The organism is Salinisphaera sp. Q1T1-3 (genome assembly GCF_003602005.1).
Lineage (GTDB): Bacteria > Pseudomonadota > Gammaproteobacteria > Nevskiales > Salinisphaeraceae > Salinisphaera.
In genome coordinates, this window is sequence record NZ_QZWD01000007.1 from 102,159 (window position 1) to 122,837 (window position 20,679).

Sequence of the window (20,679 nt, forward strand, 5' to 3'; positions counted from 1 at the left end):
CGATGCGACCATGTCATTCGGGCGTGCCGCGTGCCGTGACAGCGCATTGCGCACGCGATTCGCCCTCGTCAGGAGCTCTTGATGCAGATCGTCCATACCGAAGACAGCAAGCGCCGCGCGGCGACCACCGAACTCAGCGGCGGTCATCTGGTCGCGCCGTTCGAATCGCCCGCACGGGTGGATCAGGTCATCGCGGCACTGCGTGCCCGCGACAGCGGGCCGATCGTCGCGCCTACGTCGCACGGCATGGCGCCGATCGCGGCCGTCCACGATGCCGGCTATATCGATTTTCTGGCCAGCGCCTGGGACGACTGGGTCGCGGCCGGCAACACGGGCGAGATCATTCCGACGATTTGGCCGACGCGACGGCTGGGCGAGACGCTGCGTTCACGCCATATCGAAGCCCGGGTGGGCTACTACGCCCTGGCCGGCGAGACCTCGATCGAGGCGCAAACCTACGAGGCCGCGCGAACGAGCGCGGATATCGCGCTCAGCGCGCTCGATCATGTCCTGGCGACCGGGGCGCCGGCGTTCGGATTGTGCCGGCCGCCGGGGCATCACGCTGCGGTCGACCAGTTCGGCGGGTATTCTTTCTTCAACAATGCCGCGATCGCGGCCGAGAGCGCGCGCCAGCGGGGCGTATCGCGTGTGGCGATCCTCGACGTGGATTTCCATCACGGCAACGGCACGCAGCAGATCTTCTACGAGCGGGCCGATGTGTCGTTCGTTTCGTTGCACGGTGATCCGGTCGACGAGTTCCCGTATTTCTCCGGTTTCGCCGACGAACGCGGGGCAGGGCCGGGCCTGGGCTACAACCGCAATCATCCGTTGCCACCCGGCACCGACTACGTCGTCTGGTCAGGCGCACTCGACGCGGCACTCGCCGAAATCGCTGCCCAGGCTCCGGCGTTGCTCATCGTGTCGCTGGGTACGGATATTTTCAAGGACGATCCCATCAGTTCGTTCACCCTGGACAGCGACGATTTCGTCGATTGCGGCGCCCGTATCGCCGCGCTCGGGCTGCCCAGCCTGTTCCTGCTGGAAGGTGGGTATGCGGTGGCCGCCATCGGCACCAACATCGCCAACACGCTGGCGGGCTTCGAGGCGGCGTGGCGGCCGGGGCGGTCGTGACGCCGCGCTCGGCAGGCACCGGCGTGGCCGGTCTGCAGAGTGCGGCCCGTTTATGTCATCTTGATAGGCCGTTGACGTGGTTTTCTCGAGCCCGGGGCATCGTCGTGAACAGGCTAAACCGTTTATCTTTCGTGCATTACAGGCGTGCAGCCTCACTGACGCTGCTGTCGCTGTTTGCTGCGGCGCTGCTTGGCGGCTGCGCAAACGGCCCGACCCGTGGGGCAAGCGACCAGGCCACGACGGCCGCCACATTGCCCGACGCGCTGGCCCCACTGCCGGCGCAGTATGCGGGCACGCTGCCCTGCGGTGACTGCGGCAGCATCGCCTACTGGCTGACACTCGGCCCCGACGGCGATTACATTCTTCAGCAGCACTACGACACGAACGATGCACAGAATCCGGCCGACTACGTCGAGGTTGGCGGTTGGCAGCTGGCCGCCGACGGTCGGCGCCTCGCGCTCACGCCGGCCGATTCGGATGAAAGCGGCACGAGTTTCTGGTCGATCTCGGCCAACGGCGATCTGGTCGCCCTGGACGAGAACAGCCAGCCGATCACGCCCGCGGCGCAATACACCCTGCATCGCCGCGCGCATCTCGACGAGCCGCCGCTGACGGGCGGGCGCTGGTATCTCGTCAACGCACCGGACGCGCATCAGGGTAACGCCGCCTACATCGCCTTCGACGATGACGACAAGCGTCTGTCGGGCTCGACCGGCTGCAACCGTCTGATGGGCGACTACGAGCGCGATGACGCGGCATTGTCGCTCGAACATCTGGCGGCCACGAAACGGGCCTGCTTCGCCTTCGAGGATACCGAACAGTCGATGCTGGAGGCGCTGCGCCAGACGCATCGCGTGCGGATTCTGGGCAATTATCTGCTGCTGCTCGGGCCGGCGGGCAATGCCTCGCCGCTGGCGGTCTTTCAGGCCCGCAGCGAGGCCATGCCGCTCAGCCGATGAACCGCGATGCCCGCCCGCGACGTCGGCGTGTCGCCGCGGGCCGGCCGTATCGGGTCACGGGGTGCGCGTGATGATGTCGGCCAGCACCTCGCAGATGTGATCGATATCGGCTCTCTCGGCGATGAAGGGCGGGCCGAGCTGAACCGTGTCGCCGCCAAAGCGCACGTATAGGCCGCGTTCCCATGCCGCCAGCGCGATCTGCCAGGGCCGTCGGCCCGGCTCGCCCGGGACGGGCTCGATCTGGAAGGCCCCGGCCAGTCCGAGATTGCGGATATCCACGATATGCCGCAGGCCCTTGAGATGGTGGATCTGTGATTCGAAATAGGGCGCGAGCGCGGCGGCCCGGCCGACCAGATCGTCACGTTCCAGCACGTCCAGGGCGGCCAGCCCGGCCGCACAGGCCAGCGGATGTGCGGAATAGGTGTAGCCGTGACGGAATTCGACGTCGTAATCCAGCGGCGTGCTGTCCATGAAGGCATCGTGCACGGCATCGGTCACGGCCACGGCCCCCATCGGCACGGCGCCGTTGGTGATGTTCTTGGCCATGGTGAGAATATCCGGCGTGATGCCGAACAGCGTTGCGCCGAACATCGCCCCGAGACGGCCGAAACCGGTCAGCACCTCGTCGAATATCAACAGGATGTCGTGTGCGCGACAGATCCGCGCGAGGCGTTCGAGATAACCCTGGGGTGGGATGACCACGCCCGCCGAACCGCTCATGGGCTCGACCATCACGGCCGCGATCCGCTCGGCGCCGAGTTCATGGATCTGTGCGAGAAGCTCATCGGCCAGCTCGGCGCCTTCGGCCGGGCAGCCCCGCGAGAAACGATTGGCCTCGATCAGCGTGTGGGATAGATGGTGGGTATCCATCAGGGCACCGAAGCCGGCACGGTTGGGCGCGATCCCGCCGACGCTGGTGCCGCCGACATTGACCCCGTGATAACCCTTGGCCCGGCCGATGACATGGTTCTTTTCCGGCTGGCCGCGGCGGGCCCAGTAGCCCTTGGCGATCTTGATCGCGGTATCGGCCGATTCCGAGCCGGAGTTCGTGAAAAAGATATGATCGAGGCCGTCCGGCGTGAGTTCGGCCACCCGGTTGGCCAGTTCGAAGCCCAGCGGATGGGCGTACTGGAAGGGCGGCGCATAATCCAGTGTCTGGGCCGTATCGGCGATCGCCCGTGCGATCTCGGGCCGGCCGTGTCCGAAGCTGGCACACCAGAGCCCTGAAAGCGTGTCGTATTTCTGCGAGCCGTCGGCGGCGGTGTAGTGACAGCCGGTGGCGCCCACGATCATGCGCGGGGCGGCCTTGAACTCGCGGTTCGAGGTGAACGGCATCCAGAACGCGTTCATGGCATCTGCATCGAGACGCGCGGCGTTGTCGCGCAGATCGGGATGTCGCGGTTCGGGGGCGTCGGTTGTACCAGTCATGGGCAGGCAACGCAGCGTCAGTTGAACGATCAGCGATCATTGGACGATGCACTGAGTGTCGGTTGCAACCCTGTCCGCTGTTTTCGCGGTTAAAGTATGGGGTTACAGCGCCAATCGGGAGGTCGCCGTTGAGCGTCTCGTTGCAGGAAATCGTGATCTTTCTCGCCGCCGCGGTCATCTCGGTGCCGATCGCCCAGCGCCTGAAGCTGGGTTCGGTGCTGGGCTATCTGCTGGCCGGCATGATCATCGGTCCCTGGGGTCTCGGGCTGATCGGCCAGGTCGACGAGGTCCTGCATCTGGCCGAGTTCGGCGTGGTGTTCCTGTTGTTCATCATCGGCCTGGAGATGCAGCCGCGACGCCTGTGGGCGCTGCGCAAGGCGATCATCGGGCTCGGTGGGCTGCAGGTTCTGGCTACGGGCGTGGCGCTGGCTGTCGCGGCGGCCTGGGTGATGGATCTGCCACCGGCGCCGGCCGCGGTGGCCGGCGCCGCACTTGCCCTGTCCTCGACCGCATTCGCCTTGCAGATGCTGGCCGAGCGCGGCGAGCTGACGTCACGACACGGCCGTGGGGCGTTCGCGATCCTGCTGTTCCAGGATCTGGCCGTGATCCCGATTCTGGCGCTCCTGCCGCTGCTGTCGGTCGGCCATGCCGAAATCAGCCTGCTCGGTGGGCTGGAGAAGACCGCGAAAGCCGCCGGCGTGATCGGCGTGCTGGTGATCGGCGGCCATTATGTCCTCAAACCGGTTCTGCGTCTGGTTGCAGCCACGCGCATGCAGGAGATCTTCATCGCGACCGCCTTGCTGATCGTGGTCGGCACGGCGGCGATCATGGAAGCGGCCGGCATCTCGGTGGCACTGGGCGCGTTCGTGGCCGGCGTGCTGCTTGCCGATTCGGAATATCGGCACGAGCTCGAGGCCAATGTCGATCCGTTCAAGGATCTGTTGCTCGGACTGTTCTTCATCGCGGTCGGGATGTCGATCAATCTTGGACTGTTCGCCTCGGTGCCGCTCAAACTGATCGAAATGACCGCCGGGCTGTTCGCGGTCAAGGCGCTCATTCTGTTCGGGCTCGCCCGGCGGCACGGCCTGAAAGGGCCCGCGGCGCGCAATCTGGCAGCCTATCTGGGCCAGGGCGGCGAATTCGCGTTCGTGATCCTGTCGACCGCTGTCGCCGGGCATCTGTTCGTCCAGGCCGAGGCGGATCTGCTGGTGGCGACGGTGACGCTGTCGATGGTGATCACGCCGCTGGCGGTGCAGGGCGCGGCGCTGTTCAATCGCTGGCGTGCCGGGGAAGTGGCCGCGCCGGATTACGAAACACCCGAGGAATCCGAACACCCGGTGATCATCGCCGGTTTCGGACGCGTGGGTGGCATCGTCGCGCGCATGCTGCGCGCCAAGCGCATCGGCTTCATCGCTTTGGAGGCCAATCCGGCACAGGTGGATTTCGTGCGGCGTTTTGGTGCCCGCGTCTATTACGGCGATGCCGCGCGGCTGGAAATGTTGCGGGCCGCGCACGCCGAGGAGGCCAAGGTGCTGGTGGTGGCGATCGGTGAGATGGAGACCTCGCTACGCCTGATCCACATGGTACGCACGCATTTCCCGCATCTGCACATCGTGGCCCGGGCCCGCGATCGCCGGCATGCCTATCGTCTGCTCGACGAAGGCGTCACGGTCTTCCAGCGCGAGACGTTCCTGTCGAGCATCGCGCTGGCCGGCGACACGATGCGGGCCCTGGGGCTGTCGCGCGACGAGGTCGACAAGGCACAGAAGACGTTCCGGGCCCACGACGAGGCACGGCTGTCCGAGCATTACGAAGTCGCCGATGACGAGGAACGTCTGGCGCGTCGGGCGCGTGAAGCCGCCGCCGAGCTCGAAGCGCTGTTCGAACGCGACGAGGCCGAAAAGTCCGCCGACGAGGCACGTTGATCGCACGGCTTCGCCGGCCGGCATCGAACGATGCGCGACGTTCGGGCGGACTCTCAAGCGTGGCGTCGGTGGACGATCTCGCGCCAGTATTCGGTGAGCGCGAAGGCCGCGAGCAGCCAGAAACCGCCGACGATCAGCCCGGCGGCCACGTCGCTTGCGAAATGGACCGAGAGGACCAGACGGCTGGCGGCGATGGTGGCGATCAACGCGCCGGCCCAGAACGCCAGTTCGAAGCGCACGGCGGGCCGGTCGATCTCGCGCAGGATCGCGTAGGCGATGAAACCGTAGACTGCCATGGCGCCGGTCGCATGCCCGCTGGGAAACGACGGCGTGGCGGCGCTGGCGAAGGTCAGGAATTCCGGACGGGCCCGGTCGATCGCATACTTGCCGATATAAGTGATCGTCTGCGAGCCGATCACCGCCAGCCAGAGACCGGGCAGGAAATGCATTCGGCGATCGGCCCAGAGAAACGCGCTGGCCACCACGGTGACGGCCACCAGCGTGACGACATCGGCCAGATGCGTGATCTTGCCGACCACCGCCAGGATATGCGGATCGCGAACGACCGACAGCGCGCGGTTGATGTGCTCGTCGAGATGCATGATCTCTTCATGCTCGATGACATGCTCCGCCAGATCGCTGCCGAGTGAGACCAGATAGGCCGCGAGTAGCACGAAAAGCGTCAGCGGCAGTCCGGTGAAGCGATCGGTGGCGAAGCGCTGGCTGACCCATTGTGTCGGCCCCGGGGCACGCAGGCGCAGCAGCTCGATGACATGGGGCACGCCATAGACGCGGCGCATCCAGCCCTGCAGCCGCGCGATCAAGGGTGGCAAGCCACGCAGAATCATCGTCCGGAGCAGCCCTGCGATGAGCCGGGCAACCAGCAGGATGCCGGCAATCACCAGAATAATGAGCCAGAAGGACAAGGGGTCGGGCATGTCGGCGGCTGGTGACTCGGGACAGCCCTTCAGTATAGCGCCTGGGCGATCGGGCCCTGTTAACATGCCGGCATAAAGCCGCGTCTCCAATCGTCGGGCCATACCCGGACGTCACGCCATGCATGATTTTCTGCCCGCCGATCCGCTCGTCGTATCGCCCGGCCTAAAGGTCGCGCGATCAGGGTATCGTGGTCGGGCCCGATCGGTATCCCGTGATCGCGATATCAGTCCGGTCAGCGCGCGTTGTTGAGGCGGGCATCGTGGCCACGCACGCCGGCCCTGCCAGGGGCCGGGATCGCCCATGCGACGGTGCGCTGGGTTGCCCGTATCGGCTATGGCGCGCGGGGTGTGGTCTATCTGATGTTCGGCGCGCTGGCGATGCGCACGGCCGTGACGCTGTCCGATGTGCATGACGTGCGCGGCACGCTTGGTGTCATGCACCAAATGACCGGCGGGGGCGTGCTGCTGCTGGGCGCGGCTGCCGGTCTGGCAGCCTATGCGCTCTGGCGTCTCGTCCAGGGCGGTTTCGACACCGACGGCCACGGCTGGGGGCTGCGCGCTTTGATTGTGCGGGGGGCGCTGCTGGCCAGCGCGGCCGTCTACGGCTCGCTGGCATGGGCGAGCCTGAAGCTGGTCGCGGCGACGGCGCATCGGACCTCGCAACCGGTCCAGCATGCTGTCGCGGCCACGCTGGATTGGCCGGCCGGACGTGAGATGGTCGTGCTGGGCGGTCTCATCGGGCTGATCGCTGGCATCGCCCACATCCACAAGGCGTGGTGTGCCGGCTTTCGTCGCTGGTTCTCGGCGTCGCCGGCCGCGATGCGCTGGATCGATCCGGTGAGCCGGATCGGACTGTGCGCGCGAGGCCTGCTGTTTCTCGGTGTGGGCGGCTTCATTGTCTATTCGGGGATCACGCTCCAGCCGCAGGACGCGCTCGGCGTCGCCGAGCTGCTGGACTGGGTGCGCGGGGCCAGCTACGGGCGCTGGCTGCTCGCGGCCTGGGCGGTCGGCGTCATGTTGTTCGGTGTCTACTCGCTGATCGAGGCGTTTGTCCGGCGGGTCGATCCAACCCCGTATCGCGCCCCGCGTTGAGCCCGAGCGGGCTCGGCCGGCGTGAATCGGCCTCAGGCGATGAACATCGCATCGCCATAGCTCAAGAACCGGTATTCGGCGGCCACGGCATGGGCATAGGCGGCGAGCACGGCCCGATGCCCGGCGAAGGCGGCCACCAGCATCAGCAGGCTGGACTGGGGTTCGTGAAAATTGGTAAGCACGGCATCGACGACGTGAAACGCATCGCCCGGCTTGATGAACAGCTGGGTCTCGTCGGCGTAGGGCACCGGCGTGCCATCGCCGGCACGCGCGGCGGTTTCCAGGCTCCGTACGGCCGTGGTGCCGACGGCGATCACGCGACCGCCGGCGGCGCGGGTTGCCGCGATCTGTTCGCAGACCGTGGTATCGACGAACACGCGCTCGGCGTGCAGCGTCTGATCGTGCACGTCGCCCTCGCGCAGGCGCTGGTAGGTGCCGGACCCGACATGGAGCGTCACATAACCGAAGCGCACGCCCCGCGCGGCCAGCCGGTCCAGCAGTTCGGTATCGAAATGCAGGCCGGCGGTGGGCGCGGCGACCGCACCGTCGTGGCGTGCCCAGACCGTCTGGTAGCGTGCCCGATCGTCATCGGCATCCGGGCGGCGGATGTAGGGCGGCAGCGGCATGTGGCCGTGATCGCCCAGTAGATCGGCGACCGAGTCGGCCGATGCGACCAGCCGCAGTGTGTAGAGCTCACCCGTTCGTGCGGTGACCTGAAGGCGATAGTCGCCGATCCGGATCTCGCTGTCGGGTCGCGGGGGCTTGTTGGCCCGGATCTTGGCCGTGAGCAGCTGTGAATCCAGAATGCGTTCGAGCATGACTTCCACCGCGCCGCCGGTGGCCTTGGCGCCGTGAAGCCGGGCCGCCAGCACGCGCGTGTCGTTGAAGACCAGGAGATCGTTCGGGCCGAGCAGGTCGACCAGGTCGGTGATCCGCCGATCGGCCAGCGCGCCGTCATCGCGATCCAGGGTCAGCAGGCGCGAGGCCTGACGCTCGGCCAGCGGCGCCTGGGCAATACGGGCCTCGGGCAGGTCATAATCGAAATCGCGCTTGTCCATGGGGTGGCAGCGGTGTGAACGCGTCGCGATTCTGGCCGTCCCGTCGCGTGCCGGCAAGCCGGTTCAGGCGAAACCGTGGCACCTGTGGTTAGACTTGGCGTATTGATCAAGCGCGATGGGGCCGCTTACGCATGCGTCATATCGTCACATCGATCGCTGCCAGCACGCTGGCCGGCTGGCGCGGCACGATGGCGGCCCGTCGCACCGATGGGCCGCCGCTCATGCTGCAACTCTACGAATTCGAGGCCTGCCCGTTCTGTCGCATGGTGCGCGAGACGCTCACCGAGCTCGACCTGGACGCGGTGATCCTGCCGTGCCCGCGCGGCGGTACGCGGTTTCGCCCGCAGGCCGAGGCTGTCGGCGGACGACAGCAGTTTCCGTTGCTCGTCGATGACAACGTCAATCGCGTCATCTACGAGTCGCGCGAGATCATTGCGCATCTGCGCCAGACCTACGGCCAGGGGCAGGCGCGCGAGAAATCACCGCCCGGACGGGTCGGCGAGATCGGTTCGGCCCTGGCCAGCGTCGTGCGCGGCATGGCCGGCATGCATGCCGATACAGGCGTCGATCGGGCCTGCCCCCGTGAGTTGCCCGAGCTCTACAGTTTCGAATCCAGTCCGTACTGTCGCCGCGTGCGTGAAGTCTTGTGCGAACTGGAGGTGCCTTACGTGCTGCGCAACACCGGCAAGATCGGGCTCGCCGACATGGGCCCGCCGTGGGTGCGGGAGAAACTGTTCCCGAACGCGCCCGTCGAGGGGCGCAATCGTCAGCACCTGATGGACGAGGCGGGGCGCGTTCAGGTGCCGTATCTGGTCGATGCCAACACGCAGACCGCGCTCCATGAATCGGCCGATATCGAAGCCTATCTGCGCCGCACCTACGGCTAGGGCGTGTTGAGGTTTCGTGCGAGTCCGCGCCAAGCGCGCCCTGAAATTGACGATGGGCGCCCGGCGGCGTTGCGAGCCTTGATCGTGGCACGCCACGATACGGCGACTCGCGCCTTGCCCGACACACGGCGGTCTCTCGACGAAAAGGCCCTCGAACGAAACATCAACACGCCCTAGGGAGATCACGACATGAAACGATCGACAATGATGGCCGGGGCCGCCACGCTGGCGCTGCTCGGCGGCTGCGCGGCCCAGAAGCCCGTGCTCTATGCGCCGAACGATGCCCATCCGCCCGGCGGCGAAGCTGCCGTTGAGGCGTGCCAGAACCAGGCCCGGGCGGCCGGTCTGGATTACTCGAAGGGGCGGGTCGGCGCGACGGCGCGTGGCGCGGTCAAGGATGGCGCCGTCGGCGGCGCCGGGGGCGCGGTCGCCGGGGCGATCTACGGCAATGCCGCGCGCGGCGCGGCCGCCGGTGCGGCCGGCGGGGTGGCGGCCGGACTCGTACGCGGTCTGTTCGCCGGCCACGATTCCGGCCCGGCGCCGGCCTACAAGGCCTACGTGAATCGTTGTCTGCGCAGCCGTGGCTACGATCCGGTCGGCTGGAACTGACAGGATCGATTAAGCTGGAACGATCATCCCGCAGCACTGACGTCTCGTGAGCCGGTTCATCGACGAATTCAAGGCCTTCGCCGTGCGCGGCAATGTCATCGATCTGGCCGTCGGCGTGGTCGTCGGCGGCGCGTTCGGCAAGATCGTGACCTCACTGGTCAACGATCTGATCACGCCCCCGCTGGGGCTTCTGATCGGTGGTGTGGATTTCTCGGCCCTCAAGATCACGCTGCGCCACGCCCATGGCGATGTGGCGGCGGTGACGCTCAACTACGGCGCGTTCATCCAGACCGTGATCAATTTCCTGATCGTGGCGTTTGCGATCTTCGTCGCCGTGCGCCTGATCAACCAGCTCAAGCGCCGGGAAGCCGTCCAGCCGACCGTGGCGCCAGCGCCCACGCGCGAGGAAGTGCTGTTGACCGAGATCCGGGATGCACTGCGTGATCGCGCAACGCAGCCCAAGGACGACTAGACGTCTTAGGGCGTGTTGAGGTTTCGTGCGAGCGCCTTTTCGTCGAGAGACCGCCGTGTGTCCGGCAAGGCGCGAGTCGCCGTATCGTGGCGTGCCACGATCAAGGCTCGCAACGCCGCCGGGCGTCCATCGTCGATTTTTCATGGGGGGCGGCCCAACCCGAAGGGACAAGCGCCCCAAAATCGAGAACACGACGGCGATCCAGCGTTGTCGCCCGCGGGTGCGGAATGGCTGCACGGCGCGCACGACGCCTCGTCTTGCCGCCCATCGTCAATTTCAGAGCGCGCTTGGCGCGGACTCGCACGAAACCTCAACAGGCCCTAGGCGCGCCGCTTATCCGCGATATGCGATGGCCGGCCCGCGGAGGCCGTCATCCGCTCGGACGAGGGCACGCCGTGCCGGTTCGCCCGTGCGGCTCCTCTCAGCCGAGGCGGCGCGCCCAGACTTCCAGGGCCCCGCGATAGGCAAGCTGCATCTGCTTGGCGACTGCCAGTGCCGCGAAGTCTGCGGCGATCGGTGTCGTGCCGCGCAGGCGGGAGGTCCAGTGGACGCGCGTGCGCAGGCCACTGGTGCCCAGCGGCTGTAACAGGATGCGGGCGCCGAGGTGATGGATCGGCAGCGGCGATTCGATGATGCGATAACCCAGCGATTCGCCGGGCTGGTACTCGACGATCTGCTCGACCAGCTGCATCGCCGGTAGTTTGATCACGCGCTCGGCGCCAATGCCGCCGCGCTCGTTTTCGCCGGGAACGCGCAGCCAGGCGGCCCGCACGCCGGGTAGGCTGGCATAGCCTTCATGATCGGCAATGACATCGAAGATAGTGGCCGCATCGGTATCGAAGTCGCGGCTGACATGAATCGTCTGCATGACAAGTGCCTGCGCGTTCCAAAGACGCGCACCTTATGTGCCGGCCGGCGGCTTGGCAATATCCGAGGGCAATGACAGGGGCGCTGCCCGCGATAAGCCACGGTCGATGCACGGTATTGCACGTCCCCATGTTGTCCGCCCGACATGTCGCTGCCAGGCGCGATGCGTGCTCGGCAAACCACGGGGTGGCGGCTGTCGAGCCCGGTGAACAATACCGAATACGGGCGTGAGCAGATCGTTCGGGGCAAGGCCGCCAGTGGGCTCGCACGAACGGCCGATATGCCGCAGTCATCTCGGCCGTAGCAACCAGACGTGTGCGCGATCCTCGGTCGGTTCGGAAAATCCGCGCCTGTTCGCGACACCTAGGGCCTGTTGATGTGTCGTGCGAGTCCGCGCCAAGTGCGCCCTGAAATTGACGATGGGCGGCAAGACGAGGCATAGCACGCATAGCGTGTCATTCTGCGCCAGCGTTCTAGCACGCTGGATTGCCGTCGTGTTTTTGATTTTGGGGCACTTGTCCCGAAGGGTTGGGCCACAAATCCCGCCCGGCGGCGTTGCGCGCCTGGATCGTGGCACGCCACGATACGGCGACTCGCGCCTTGCCGGACACACGGCGGTCTCTCGACGAAAAGGCGCTCGAACGAAACCTCAACAGGCCTTGGGGTGCGGCCAATCAGCGAACGGTGTGACGCGAGAAAGGAATCGCGCGCGACATTTATTTCTACGGCGCAGACTCCTAGACTCGATGCATCAGCCTGCGTCGAGCCCGCCCGGCCGGCGGCGGCCAGTGCGGTTCTGCCGGCACATCGGTGTGCGCCAGGCTGCACGTTTCTGGGAGAAAACCGTGTCCTATCTCATGTCACGAAGCGTTATCCGCCTGGCGTTCGCCGGTCTCGTCGTCGCCGTGCTGGCCGGCTGTGTCAACGAGCCGCCGCCACCGCAACATCCCGGCCCGTACGACGATCCCGTCGATGCCTTCAATGCCACGCGGGCGCCATATGATCCGAATGCGGCCAAGGGCGCCGATCAGCCGCTCACGCGGGATCTGTCCCAGCTGCGCGATGCGCGCGCGAACTATGAACACAGCCAGGCCGTTCAGCGCGCGCGCCTGCGTGACGCCCAGGCGAAGTGTCGCCAGCAGCCCGATGCGCATCTCGTGCATATCCGGGACGGCAGCGGTGATCCGGATGCCGTTTACTGTCAGTCCGGGCCGGGGCAATCGGACAGCGACGACTGAACCCGAGCGCAAGCGCGGCCGGCGGTTGTCCGGTGCGGTGCTCGTCGCCATGTTCATCGCATGAGTGATACGACAACGCCGCCGGCCGAGCCCTACACGCTGGCCTCGCCGCTCGACGCGCTGGATTGGCGTAATCGTGCGGCCGAGCTCGGCACGCCGTACTACACGCCACAACGGCCCACACCCATCGCCGATCCGTATCCGGTGATTTTCAATGCCGACGTGGCGGCGCTGCTCGGTCTGGATGCCGAAGCGATGCAGACCGCCGGTTATGCGACGGTCCTGTCCGGCAACGCTTTGCCGGCGGCCGCGGCTCCGGTCTCGCATCGCTACGGCGGCCATCAATTCGGCCTCTGGGCCGGTCAGCTCGGCGACGGCCGTGCGATCACGCTGGGCGATATCGAAACCGAAAGCGGGCAGGTCTACGACATCCAGCTCAAGGGCGCCGGCGCGACGCCATATTCGCGTTTTGCCGATGGGCGCGCCGTGCTCCGTTCGACCATCCGCGAGTTTCTGGCCAGCGAAGCGCTGGCCGCGCTGCGGATCCCGACCACGCGGGCGCTGTCGATCGTGGGTAGCGATATGCCGATCTATCGGGAAACCGCCGAGACGGCGGCCATCCTGACGCGCGTGGCCCCGAGCCATGTGCGATTCGGCAGTTTCGAGATGCTGTTCTACGACCGTCGTTTCGATGCGCTCGCTCCGCTGGCCGATGCGGTGATCAGCACGCATCATCCGGAAATCGCCGCGATCACCGATCCGGCGACCCGTTATCGCCACTGGGTCGCCCATGTCGTTGAATGCACGGCCACGCTGGTCGCCGACTGGCAGGCCGTGGGGTTCTGTCATGGCGTGCTCAACACCGACAATATGTCGATCCTGGGCCAGACGCTGGACTATGGGCCGTTCGGTTTCTTGGACCGCTTCAATCCCGAATGGATCTGCAACCATACCGATGCCGGCGGTCGCTATACCTATCGCCAGCAACCCCAGGTGGGGCTCTGGAATCTGGGGCGGTTCGTCCAGGCCGTGCTGCCGCTTCTGGACGACGATCCGGAAGAGGCCGTGGCCATCGGGCAATCGCTGCTCGATGCCTATCGAGAAACCTTCGATGCGGCCTGGCTTGCCCGCATGCGCGCCAAGCTCGGGCTCACCGATGCAAAGGACACGGATCGCGCGCTGATCGAGTCATTGCTGCAGTGCATGGCCACGGACGGAGCCGATTTCACACGCGTCTTCCGCGGATTGTGTGCGGTCTCCGGCGCATCGGGCGGCCACGAGGCCGCGTTCGTCGACGAGTTCGTCGACCGCGAGGCGGCACGCGGCTGGCTGGCCGAATGGCGCACTCGACTGGGCGATACGAACGCCGATGACGCGGCCCGAGCGGCGCGCATGAAAGGCGTGAATCCGAAGTATATCCTGCGCAACTATCTTGCCCAGCAGGCGATCGAGCAGGCACAGGCCGGCGATTACAGCGCGCTCGAGCGGCTGCACGACGTATTGCGTCGGCCCTTCGACGAGCAGCCGGAAAACGCCGACTACGCCCGCCTGCCGCCGGATTGGGCCCGGGGCCTGGTGCTGTCCTGCTCGGCCTGAAGCGTCATCGGCGCGGCTCAATTCGGCCGCACCGTCGGTGTGTCGGCCAGATTCGCCAGGGGATGGGCGCCGGTCCACGCCGCCTGGAAATGGGCATCGACATAGGCGGCCGGCACATCCGCGACGCTCGGGAAGCGCCATTGCGGCGTTTTGTCCTTGTCGACGAGCAGAGCCCGAACGCCTTCCGGGAAATCCACGTGGGCACAGCAGGCCAGCGCCATCGCAAGTTCGCGCTGGACCGCTTCGCGCAGGGACAGATAGCGCCCGTCGCGTAGCTGTCGATCGATCAGATGGGCGGTGACGGGGCAGCCCTGGACCAGGTTGTTCCCGCATTCGGCCAGCCACGCGTCGTCGACCCCGGCCAGAGCCGTCAGCCGTTCGACGATGGCCGCGATATCGCCGCCCGCGGTGGCGGCCCGAATGACCGCGGCGTGTTGCAACAGACGCGAGTCTCCCAGAACCGCGCCCGGGGCCCGCTTGTCGGCGGCGACCAGTGCTTCTGTAACCGTGGCATGAGCCTCGCCCTGCCAGTCGGCGGTGACGAGCGCTTCCAGCACGGCGGCCTTTTCGGCGTGTGCAATGGCGTGCTCGGCCAGCCCGGCGAACAGGCAGTCGGCAGCGTTCAGGCTCGCCCCGGTCAGGGCCACGAAGTAACCCAGATAAGACGGCAGCCGGTTGAAGAACCACGTGGCGGCACAGTCCGGGAACAACCCGATCTTGATTTCGGGCATGGCCAGCCGGGTGGTCTCGGTGACCACGCGATGCGAGGCGCCGGAGAACAGCCCGCAGCCGCCGCCCATGACGATGCCGTGGCCCCAGGCGATGCAGGGGGTGCGCATGCGATGCAGGTCATGACAGAGCCGGTATTCCTCGGTGAAGAAACGAGCCGGATAATCGGCCGCGATCTCGCCGGTGATCGCGCGGTGGAGATTGACGATATCCCCGCCGGCACAGAAGGCCTTGTCGCCGACTGCATCGATCAGCACGGCTTGTACGTCCGGGTCCCGTTCCCAGCGTGTCAGGGCATCGCGCAGAGCCTCGATCATGTCCAGTGAGGTGGCGTTGAGTGCGGCGGGATGATCTAGTGTCAGATGGCCCAGGCGACCGCCATTGTTCAGCGCAACTTCATTTTCATGGATTTCCGCAGCTGCCATCGCCTACCTCATTGTTTTGAAAGTGACTTGCCGTTCGTCGTCGACGCTATCAACAAAAATTCGAAGCTGTGCTAAATTCAGTGCCTGCGATCGGGGGTTACCGATCGACGCAAAGCAATAACTCAGGAGTTGCGATCATGATCAAGACGGTTTTCAAGACGGCGTTCGCTGCCGGTATCGTGGTGGCCGCCGCCGGCTGTGCCAGCCAAAATGGCCCGATGCAGTCGCAGATCGACCAGGCCATGCGCAAGGCCGAGTCGGCTCAGTCGACGGCCAACGAAGCACAGCAGACCGCCAACCAGGCGCTGCAGACCGCCAACGAAGCGAAGTCGATGGCGCAGGCCAACTCGCAGCGTATCGAGCGCATGTTCCAGACTTCGCAGCAGAAGTAAGAACATCGCTTGCGGCGGGCACGCGCTCGCCGACGATTGAAGAGCCCTGTCCCGACGGACAGGGCTTTTTTATGGGCGCGCCATCGGCATCCGCCGAGTCGCGGCACCTTGGTCGGTCTCACCCCTGGGCGTAGGGATCCGCGTTGCCGGTCTGGGCATCGCTGCCCTCGTCGGACTCGCTGTTCGACGTATCCGCTGCCGGATCATCGGCGGCGGGGTGCGCGTCTCGCACCGCCGCATCCGGTCCGCCGATCGGCTCCGGAATACCGTCGGCCTGTCGTGCGACGGACTCGGCCACGTGCCAGTCGACCGGTGTCTTCGGCCGGTCTTCGGTGGCCGCGATCAGCTCCTGAACCCAGGGCGTGTAGGACTTGACCGGTGCATCGCCGTCGGCATCCGGCGGATGGGCCTCCATGACCAGATGGTCGCTGTCCCAGCCGATCTTGTAGGGTTGGCTGACGATATCCACGGGCATACCGACGCTGGCCATCGAGAACAGCTTCTTGATGTCGTCGGGAAACAGCCGGATACAGCCGTGGGAGACCTTCATGCCGATCCCGGCGGGCTTGTTGGTGCCGTGGATCAGATAAGAAGGCAGGGCCAGGCGCAGCGCGTACTGGCCGAGCGGATTGTCGGGCCCGGCGGCCACGACATCCGGCAACGGATCGCCGTTCTTGGCGTGTTCGGCCTTGATGGAGGCCGGCGGTGTCCAGGTCGGGTTGGGGATCTTCTGCGAGATCTTGGTCTCGCCTAGCGGCGTCGACCAGCCTTCGCGACCGATGCCGATCGGGAACGTGAATACCTTGCCGGCGTACTCGCTGTTTGCCGGCGGGTAGAAATACAGCCGCATCTCCGGAAGATTGATCACCACGCCCTTGCGCGGCGCATCGGGCAGCACGTATCGCGTTGGCACGACCAGCGGTGTGCCGTCGCCGGGCAGCCACGGATCGACGTTGGGGTTGGCCAGCCGCAGTTCGCGATAGCCGACGTCGTATCGGCGCGCCAGCGCCACGAACGTATCCGACGCCTTGGTATGGATATGCTGGAGCTTGCCCACGACATCGGAGCCCTCGGGCGGCATGTCGTACATCTCGGCATACGCGCTCTGGGCGATGCCGAGTGCGAGGCACAGGGCGGTCAATACGCCGACTCGTCGCAGGGCCGCAGGCAGAACAGTCATGGTGTCTCCGGTGACGGGTGCGCTTTACAGGGCAGCGTACCCTGCCTCATCAAGGGGAAAGACGTTCGAGGGTCCAGCCGTTGTCGGCCGTGTCCCGTCGATAACGCAGTCGATCATGCAGGCGCGAGCGCCGTGCCTGCCAGAACTCGATCGCCTCGGGGCGCAGGACATAGCCGCCCCAGTGGGCTGGCCGGGATATCTCGGTGTCGGCATGGCGGGCCTGGGCATCGGCCAGCCGATGCTCGAGCGCGGCACGGCCGTCGATGACCTCGCTCTGTCGCGATGCGTGGGCGCCGAGCCGACTGCCGTGCGAGCGTCGTGCAAAGTAGGCATCGGAGGCTTCGGGCGACAGTTTCTCGACCGATCCGTTGACGCGGACCTGGCGTTCGAGCGGTTCCCACCAGAACACCAGAGCGGCCTGTGGATGAACAGCCAGGGCGCGACCCTTGCGGCTTTCGTAGTTCGTATAGAAACGAAAACCCTCGGCATCGTAGCCCTTGAGCAACACGATACGCGCAGACGGCGCGCCATCGGGATCGACCGTGGCCAGCGTCATGGCCGTGGGCTCGCGCAGGCCGCACTGCTGGGCGGCGTCGTACCAGCTCGCGAACAGGGCAAGCGGATCGGCGGGCACCGCTGTCTCGACCAGATCCGCGCGATCGAGCTCGCCCTGCCAAGTACTCGGTTGGTCGCTCATGAGCGGGTCGGCCTAGTCTTCCAGCGTGAAGCCGATCTTGACCGTGACCTGCCAGTGCGCGATCTCGTTGTCCTCGATGTGGCCACGCACGCCGGTCACCTGGAACCAGCGCATGTGATGGATACTCTTGGAGGCTTCCTTGATGGCCTTGCGAACGGCGTCTTCCTGGCTGGTTTCCGACGAGCCGGTCAATTCCACGGATTTGTAGACGTTATCGCTCATTGCGTTTTTCCTGGTCACGAGTTGATGCTTGAAAGACTACGCCCGGGCCGATAAGCGCTCAAGCATTGTATCGGCGCCTCTTTATGATAAAAATTCATGTTTTCGGAAACCGGGAGCCAGGGTGCGAGCACTGAGAATCGAAGACACCGATGCCGGCCCGCGTGCACGCCTGACGGAGGTCGCGCTGTCGGCACTCACCGCGGGCGATGTGGTGATCGCCGCACATTACTCGTCGCTCAATTACAAGGACGCGATGGCTGTCACCGGCGCCGGCAAGATCGCGCGCCAGCGGCCGCTCAATGCCGGTATCGACGTCGCGGGTGTGGTCGAGCACAGCGAGGATGCGCGGTTTTCCGCGGGTGATCCGGTGTCGGTGACCGGCTGGCTTCTGTCCGAGACGCGCGACGGCGGGCTGGCTGAATACGTACGCGTGCCGGGCGATTGTGTCACGCCATTGCCAGACGGGCTGAGTCTGTGGGAAGCCATGGCGCTCGGGACTGCCGGCTTCACTGCGGCCATGGCGATCAAGCGTCTGCGCGACAATTTCCAGTCGCCCGAGCACGGCCCGATGCTGGTGACCGGTGCCGGCGGCGGGGTGGGCATGTTCGCGATCGAGATGCTGGCCCAGGCCGGTTTCGAGCCGGTGGCGGTCACACGCCGCGTCGAAGCGCTCACGCCGCAGCTGCGCACGCTCGGCGCCGTCGATGTCATCGCGCCGGACAACCTGGACACCGGCGGCAAGCCGCTGGCCGGCGAGCGGTTCGGCGGGGCGATCGATGCGCTGGGCGGCGAAACGCTCGCAGCGGTGCTGGCGCATATCCGTCAGTTCGGCAACGTCGCCGCCATCGGCCTGGCTGCGAGCCCGAAACTGGAGGCCACCGTGCTGCCGTTCATCCTGCGCGGTGTCTCGTTGCTCGGCATCAATTCCGTGGAATGTCCGGTTGCCTGGCGCGAGGCGATCTGGCGCGATCTGGCTGGCCCGCTCAAGCCCGCCCATCTGGCCGATATCGCCCATGAGACCGTCGGGCTCGATGAGGTTGCCGATGTCTGCGACGCCATCATCGCGGGCGAGCACACCGGGCGCACGGTCGTCGCTATCCGGCGCTGAGCGGGCCCGCATTCAACAAAAACGGTTTGGACAGGAGGAGTGTTTCAATGAGCGGGAAGACCAATCAGCCCCCCAACACGGCCGGCCTGGCCGGTGTGACGGCCGGCCAGACCGCGATCTGTACAGTCGGCAAGCAGGGTGTCGGCCTGACCTATCGCGGCTATCTCATCCAGGATCTCGCCGGACAGGCCTCCTTCGAGGAGGTGGCGCATCTGCTGCTTTACGGCCATCTGCCCACGGCCGACGAGCTGGCCGCCTTTCAGGCCCGGTTGATCGCGCGCCGCGGGCTGCCGCAGGCGCTTCGCACCGCCCTGGAGGTCCTGCCGGCCGATACGCATCCGATGGATGTGATGCGCACCGGTGTCTCGGTGCTCGGCACGCTCGAGCAGGAAAACCATCCACAAACCGAGCAGCACGATGTCGCCGATCGCCTGCTCGCGGTTTTCCCGTCGATACTGCTGTACTGGTATCACTATGCCCATAGCGGCGAGCGCATCGACGTCGAGACCGACGATGCCACTGTGGGCGGGCATTTCCTGCACCTGCTGCATCGGCAGAAACCCGGTGATGATGCCGTGGCCTGCATGGCCACGTCGCTGACTCTCTATGCCGAGCACGAGTTCAATGCCTCGACGTTCACCGCGCGCGTGGTCACCGCCACATTGTCGGATTTCTACTCTGCCGTGGCCGGGGCCATCGGCGCGCTGCGTGGCCCGTTGCACGGCGGCGCGAACGAGAAGGCGATGGCACTGATCGATTCGTTCGCCGATCCGGATGCGGCCGAGGCCGGCCTGAAAGACATGCTCGCGAACAAGGAAAAGGTCATGGGCTTTGGCCATCGTGTCTACAAGAAGGCCGACCCGCGGAACGCGATCATCAAGGCCTGGTCGGATCGTCTGGCCGGCGGCGATGCCGCGCGGCGCAATCTCTATGCGATCTCCGAGCGGCTCGAGCAGGTCATGCTCGACGAGAAGGGCATGTTCCCCAACGCCGACTTCTATCACGCCACGGCCTATCGTTTTCTGGGCATTCCGACCGAGCTCTTCACGCCGATCTTCGTGATGTCGCGGCTGACGGGCTGGGGCGCGCATATCTTCGAGCAGCGCGCTGATAACCGGCTCATCCGACCGAGTGCCGACTATGTCGGCCCCGCGCCACGGGCGTTCGTGCCGATGGCCGACCGCGCGTGATCGCGCATGGCGTTGCGTGTCCCGCGACGTCGGTTTTATGACAGACCACAGGAGTATTCGCTCATGATCGCTGCTTACTGGTGCGTGCTCATCGCTGCCTTCATGCCGGTCGCCTTCGTCGGCGTGGCCAAGTTCTTCGGGCCCAACAAGATGGGCCTGCAGTCCAATCACAACCCGCGTGAGTGGCTGGAATCACAGACCGGGGCACAGAAGCGGGCCTACTGGGCCCAGCTCAATTCATTCGAGGCGTTCCCGCCGTTCGCCGCTGGCGTGATCATTGCCGCCATCGCCGGCGGTGCCACGGCAGCGATCAACACGCTGGCCATCGCCTTTGTCGTCCTGCGTATCGTCTACGGCGTGTGTTACATCACTGATCGGGCGAGCTTGCGTAGCCTGTTCTGGTTTGCCGCGACGCTGTGTACGGTCGCGCTTTTCTTCGTCGCGGCGCTGGGCTGAAGCGGCGCCCGGGAACGGCCTGGCGTATGCTCGAAAAAGATGCCCGGCAGGAATCGGGTGTCGCACCGGCAAGGAGATCG

Annotated in this window: 21 protein-coding genes; 13 read left to right on the plus strand and 8 right to left on the minus strand. The window is 66.0% G+C overall.

All coding sequences use genetic code 11. From position 1 onward, the window contains the following. The first annotated feature begins 81 nt into the window (after positions 1 to 81). The gene (locus tag D3260_RS08455) at positions 82 to 1,131 is read left to right on the plus strand and encodes a histone deacetylase family protein (RefSeq protein WP_120098154.1); all 1,050 of its coding nucleotides are present in this window, start codon (positions 82 to 84) and stop codon (positions 1,129 to 1,131) included. Between the two features lie 131 nt (positions 1,132 to 1,262). Further along, positions 1,263 to 2,090, plus strand: a complete 828-nt coding sequence (locus D3260_RS08460; protein ID WP_158583467.1) for an META domain-containing protein — start codon at positions 1,263 to 1,265, stop codon at positions 2,088 to 2,090. A gap of 54 nt (positions 2,091 to 2,144) precedes the next feature. On the opposite strand, the gene D3260_RS08465 is transcribed toward D3260_RS08460, so the two are convergent. Then, entirely contained in the window at positions 2,145 to 3,518 is a 1,374-nt protein-coding gene (locus D3260_RS08465; RefSeq protein ID WP_120098156.1) for an aminotransferase class III-fold pyridoxal phosphate-dependent enzyme, read from the minus strand. A 128-nt stretch (positions 3,519 to 3,646) separates the two neighbouring features. Here D3260_RS08465 and D3260_RS08470 point away from each other — a divergent pair, with 128 nt between their 5' ends. Beyond that, a complete protein-coding gene (locus D3260_RS08470; RefSeq protein ID WP_120098157.1) occupies positions 3,647 to 5,443 on the plus strand; it encodes a monovalent cation:proton antiporter-2 (CPA2) family protein in 1,797 nt (598 codons plus the stop codon). A 53-nt stretch (positions 5,444 to 5,496) separates the two neighbouring features. On the opposite strand, the gene D3260_RS08475 is transcribed toward D3260_RS08470, so the two are convergent. Further along, positions 5,497 to 6,381, minus strand: a complete 885-nt coding sequence (locus tag D3260_RS08475) for a phosphatase PAP2 family protein (protein WP_120098158.1) — start codon at positions 6,379 to 6,381, stop codon at positions 5,497 to 5,499. A gap of 246 nt (positions 6,382 to 6,627) precedes the next feature. Here D3260_RS08475 and D3260_RS08480 point away from each other — a divergent pair, with 246 nt between their 5' ends. After that, positions 6,628 to 7,473, plus strand: coding sequence for a DUF1206 domain-containing protein (locus D3260_RS08480; protein WP_147418143.1), 846 nt, complete (start codon positions 6,628 to 6,630; stop codon positions 7,471 to 7,473). A gap of 32 nt (positions 7,474 to 7,505) precedes the next feature. Here the strand turns inward: D3260_RS08480 and queA are convergent, their stop codons facing one another. Further along, positions 7,506 to 8,531: a tRNA preQ1(34) S-adenosylmethionine ribosyltransferase-isomerase QueA gene (gene queA, locus D3260_RS08485; RefSeq protein WP_120098160.1), complete on the minus strand. Its 1,026-nt coding sequence runs from the start codon at positions 8,529 to 8,531 to the stop codon at positions 7,506 to 7,508. 131 nt (positions 8,532 to 8,662) lie between these two features. On the opposite strand from queA, the gene D3260_RS08490 reads away from it, so the two are divergent. The 3 genes from D3260_RS08490 to mscL all read left to right on the plus strand — a co-directional run bounded on the left by D3260_RS08490 (position 8,663) and on the right by mscL (position 10,499). Further along, a complete protein-coding gene (locus D3260_RS08490; protein ID WP_199671426.1) occupies positions 8,663 to 9,418 on the plus strand; it encodes a glutathione S-transferase N-terminal domain-containing protein in 756 nt (251 codons plus the stop codon). Positions 9,419 to 9,607: 189 nt separating this feature from the next. Further along, positions 9,608 to 10,027 carry a hypothetical protein gene (locus D3260_RS08495; protein WP_147418144.1) on the plus strand — a complete coding sequence of 140 codons (420 nt, stop codon included), beginning with the start codon at positions 9,608 to 9,610 and terminating at the stop codon, positions 10,025 to 10,027. Between the two features lie 46 nt (positions 10,028 to 10,073). Further along, positions 10,074 to 10,499 carry a large-conductance mechanosensitive channel protein MscL gene (gene mscL / locus D3260_RS08500; RefSeq protein WP_120098162.1) on the plus strand — a complete coding sequence of 142 codons (426 nt, stop codon included), beginning with the start codon at positions 10,074 to 10,076 and terminating at the stop codon, positions 10,497 to 10,499. A 421-nt stretch (positions 10,500 to 10,920) separates the two neighbouring features. Here mscL and D3260_RS08505 read toward each other — a convergent pair whose 3' ends face one another. Continuing rightward, on the minus strand, positions 10,921 to 11,367 hold the full coding sequence (locus tag D3260_RS08505; RefSeq protein WP_120098163.1) for an SRPBCC family protein: 447 nt from the start codon (positions 11,365 to 11,367) through the stop codon (positions 10,921 to 10,923). A gap of 856 nt (positions 11,368 to 12,223) precedes the next feature. On the opposite strand from D3260_RS08505, the gene D3260_RS08510 reads away from it, so the two are divergent. Together D3260_RS08510 and D3260_RS08515 are read left to right on the plus strand one after the other, a co-directional pair. Further along, positions 12,224 to 12,604: a hypothetical protein gene (locus tag D3260_RS08510; RefSeq protein WP_233544011.1), complete on the plus strand. Its 381-nt coding sequence runs from the start codon at positions 12,224 to 12,226 to the stop codon at positions 12,602 to 12,604. A gap of 60 nt (positions 12,605 to 12,664) precedes the next feature. Then, positions 12,665 to 14,200 carry a YdiU family protein gene (locus D3260_RS08515; RefSeq protein ID WP_120098165.1) on the plus strand — a complete coding sequence of 512 codons (1,536 nt, stop codon included), beginning with the start codon at positions 12,665 to 12,667 and terminating at the stop codon, positions 14,198 to 14,200. A gap of 17 nt (positions 14,201 to 14,217) precedes the next feature. Here D3260_RS08515 and D3260_RS08520 read toward each other — a convergent pair whose 3' ends face one another. Next, on the minus strand, positions 14,218 to 15,354 hold the full coding sequence (locus D3260_RS08520) for an enoyl-CoA hydratase/isomerase family protein (RefSeq protein ID WP_120098166.1): 1,137 nt from the start codon (positions 15,352 to 15,354) through the stop codon (positions 14,218 to 14,220). A 137-nt stretch (positions 15,355 to 15,491) separates the two neighbouring features. Between D3260_RS08520 and D3260_RS08525 the strand changes: the two genes are divergently transcribed. Then, complete coding sequence (locus D3260_RS08525; RefSeq protein WP_120098167.1) at positions 15,492 to 15,746, plus strand: Lpp/OprI family alanine-zipper lipoprotein; 255 nt, start codon at positions 15,492 to 15,494, stop codon at positions 15,744 to 15,746. 118 nt (positions 15,747 to 15,864) lie between these two features. On the opposite strand, the gene D3260_RS08530 is transcribed toward D3260_RS08525, so the two are convergent. The 3 genes from D3260_RS08530 to D3260_RS08540 are packed head-to-tail and all read right to left on the minus strand — an operon-like array spanning position 15,865 to position 17,845. Continuing rightward, positions 15,865 to 16,926, minus strand: coding sequence for a L,D-transpeptidase family protein (locus D3260_RS08530; protein WP_120098168.1), 1,062 nt, complete (start codon positions 16,924 to 16,926; stop codon positions 15,865 to 15,867). 49 nt (positions 16,927 to 16,975) lie between these two features. Next, on the minus strand, positions 16,976 to 17,623 hold the full coding sequence (pdxH, locus tag D3260_RS08535) for a pyridoxamine 5'-phosphate oxidase (protein ID WP_120098169.1): 648 nt from the start codon (positions 17,621 to 17,623) through the stop codon (positions 16,976 to 16,978). A 12-nt stretch (positions 17,624 to 17,635) separates the two neighbouring features. Next, positions 17,636 to 17,845: a dodecin gene (locus D3260_RS08540; protein ID WP_120098170.1), complete on the minus strand. Its 210-nt coding sequence runs from the start codon at positions 17,843 to 17,845 to the stop codon at positions 17,636 to 17,638. Positions 17,846 to 17,966: 121 nt separating this feature from the next. Between D3260_RS08540 and D3260_RS08545 the strand changes: the two genes are divergently transcribed. The 3 genes from D3260_RS08545 to D3260_RS08555 all read left to right on the plus strand — a co-directional run bounded on the left by D3260_RS08545 (position 17,967) and on the right by D3260_RS08555 (position 20,599). Continuing rightward, complete coding sequence (locus D3260_RS08545) at positions 17,967 to 18,953, plus strand: acryloyl-CoA reductase (RefSeq protein ID WP_120098171.1); 987 nt, start codon at positions 17,967 to 17,969, stop codon at positions 18,951 to 18,953. Positions 18,954 to 19,000: 47 nt separating this feature from the next. Then, positions 19,001 to 20,143 (plus strand): 2-methylcitrate synthase, encoded by a 1,143-nt coding sequence (gene prpC, locus D3260_RS08550; protein ID WP_120098172.1) that lies wholly within the window; start codon positions 19,001 to 19,003, stop codon positions 20,141 to 20,143. Positions 20,144 to 20,206: 63 nt separating this feature from the next. Continuing rightward, positions 20,207 to 20,599, plus strand: coding sequence for an MAPEG family protein (locus tag D3260_RS08555; protein ID WP_120098173.1), 393 nt, complete (start codon positions 20,207 to 20,209; stop codon positions 20,597 to 20,599). Positions 20,600 to 20,679: the final 80 nt, after the last annotated feature.

Excerpts from the sequence above, each read along its gene's own strand:
- D3260_RS08455 (WP_120098154.1), top strand. The coding sequence starts at position 82 with ATGCAGATCGTCCATACCGAAGACAGCAAGCGCCGCGCGGCGACCACC.
- D3260_RS08465 (WP_120098156.1), bottom strand. The coding sequence starts at position 3,518 with ATGACTGGTACAACCGACGCCCCCGAACCGCGACATCCCGATCTGCGC.
- D3260_RS08475 (WP_120098158.1), bottom strand. The coding sequence starts at position 6,381 with ATGCCCGACCCCTTGTCCTTCTGGCTCATTATTCTGGTGATTGCCGGC.
- queA (WP_120098160.1), bottom strand. The coding sequence starts at position 8,531 with ATGGACAAGCGCGATTTCGATTATGACCTGCCCGAGGCCCGTATTGCC.
- D3260_RS08490 (WP_199671426.1), top strand. The coding sequence starts at position 8,663 with ATGCGTCATATCGTCACATCGATCGCTGCCAGCACGCTGGCCGGCTGG.
- D3260_RS08495 (WP_147418144.1), top strand. The coding sequence starts at position 9,608 with ATGAAACGATCGACAATGATGGCCGGGGCCGCCACGCTGGCGCTGCTC.
- D3260_RS08505 (WP_120098163.1), bottom strand. The coding sequence starts at position 11,367 with ATGCAGACGATTCATGTCAGCCGCGACTTCGATACCGATGCGGCCACT.
- D3260_RS08510 (WP_233544011.1), top strand. The coding sequence starts at position 12,224 with ATGTCACGAAGCGTTATCCGCCTGGCGTTCGCCGGTCTCGTCGTCGCC.
- D3260_RS08515 (WP_120098165.1), top strand. The coding sequence starts at position 12,665 with ATGAGTGATACGACAACGCCGCCGGCCGAGCCCTACACGCTGGCCTCG.
- D3260_RS08520 (WP_120098166.1), bottom strand. The coding sequence starts at position 15,354 with ATGGCAGCTGCGGAAATCCATGAAAATGAAGTTGCGCTGAACAATGGC.
- D3260_RS08525 (WP_120098167.1), top strand. The coding sequence starts at position 15,492 with ATGATCAAGACGGTTTTCAAGACGGCGTTCGCTGCCGGTATCGTGGTG.
- D3260_RS08530 (WP_120098168.1), bottom strand. The coding sequence starts at position 16,926 with ATGACTGTTCTGCCTGCGGCCCTGCGACGAGTCGGCGTATTGACCGCC.
- pdxH (WP_120098169.1), bottom strand. The coding sequence starts at position 17,623 with ATGAGCGACCAACCGAGTACTTGGCAGGGCGAGCTCGATCGCGCGGAT.
- D3260_RS08540 (WP_120098170.1), bottom strand. The coding sequence starts at position 17,845 with ATGAGCGATAACGTCTACAAATCCGTGGAATTGACCGGCTCGTCGGAA.
- prpC (WP_120098172.1), top strand. The coding sequence starts at position 19,001 with ATGAGCGGGAAGACCAATCAGCCCCCCAACACGGCCGGCCTGGCCGGT.
- D3260_RS08555 (WP_120098173.1), top strand. The coding sequence starts at position 20,207 with ATGATCGCTGCTTACTGGTGCGTGCTCATCGCTGCCTTCATGCCGGTC.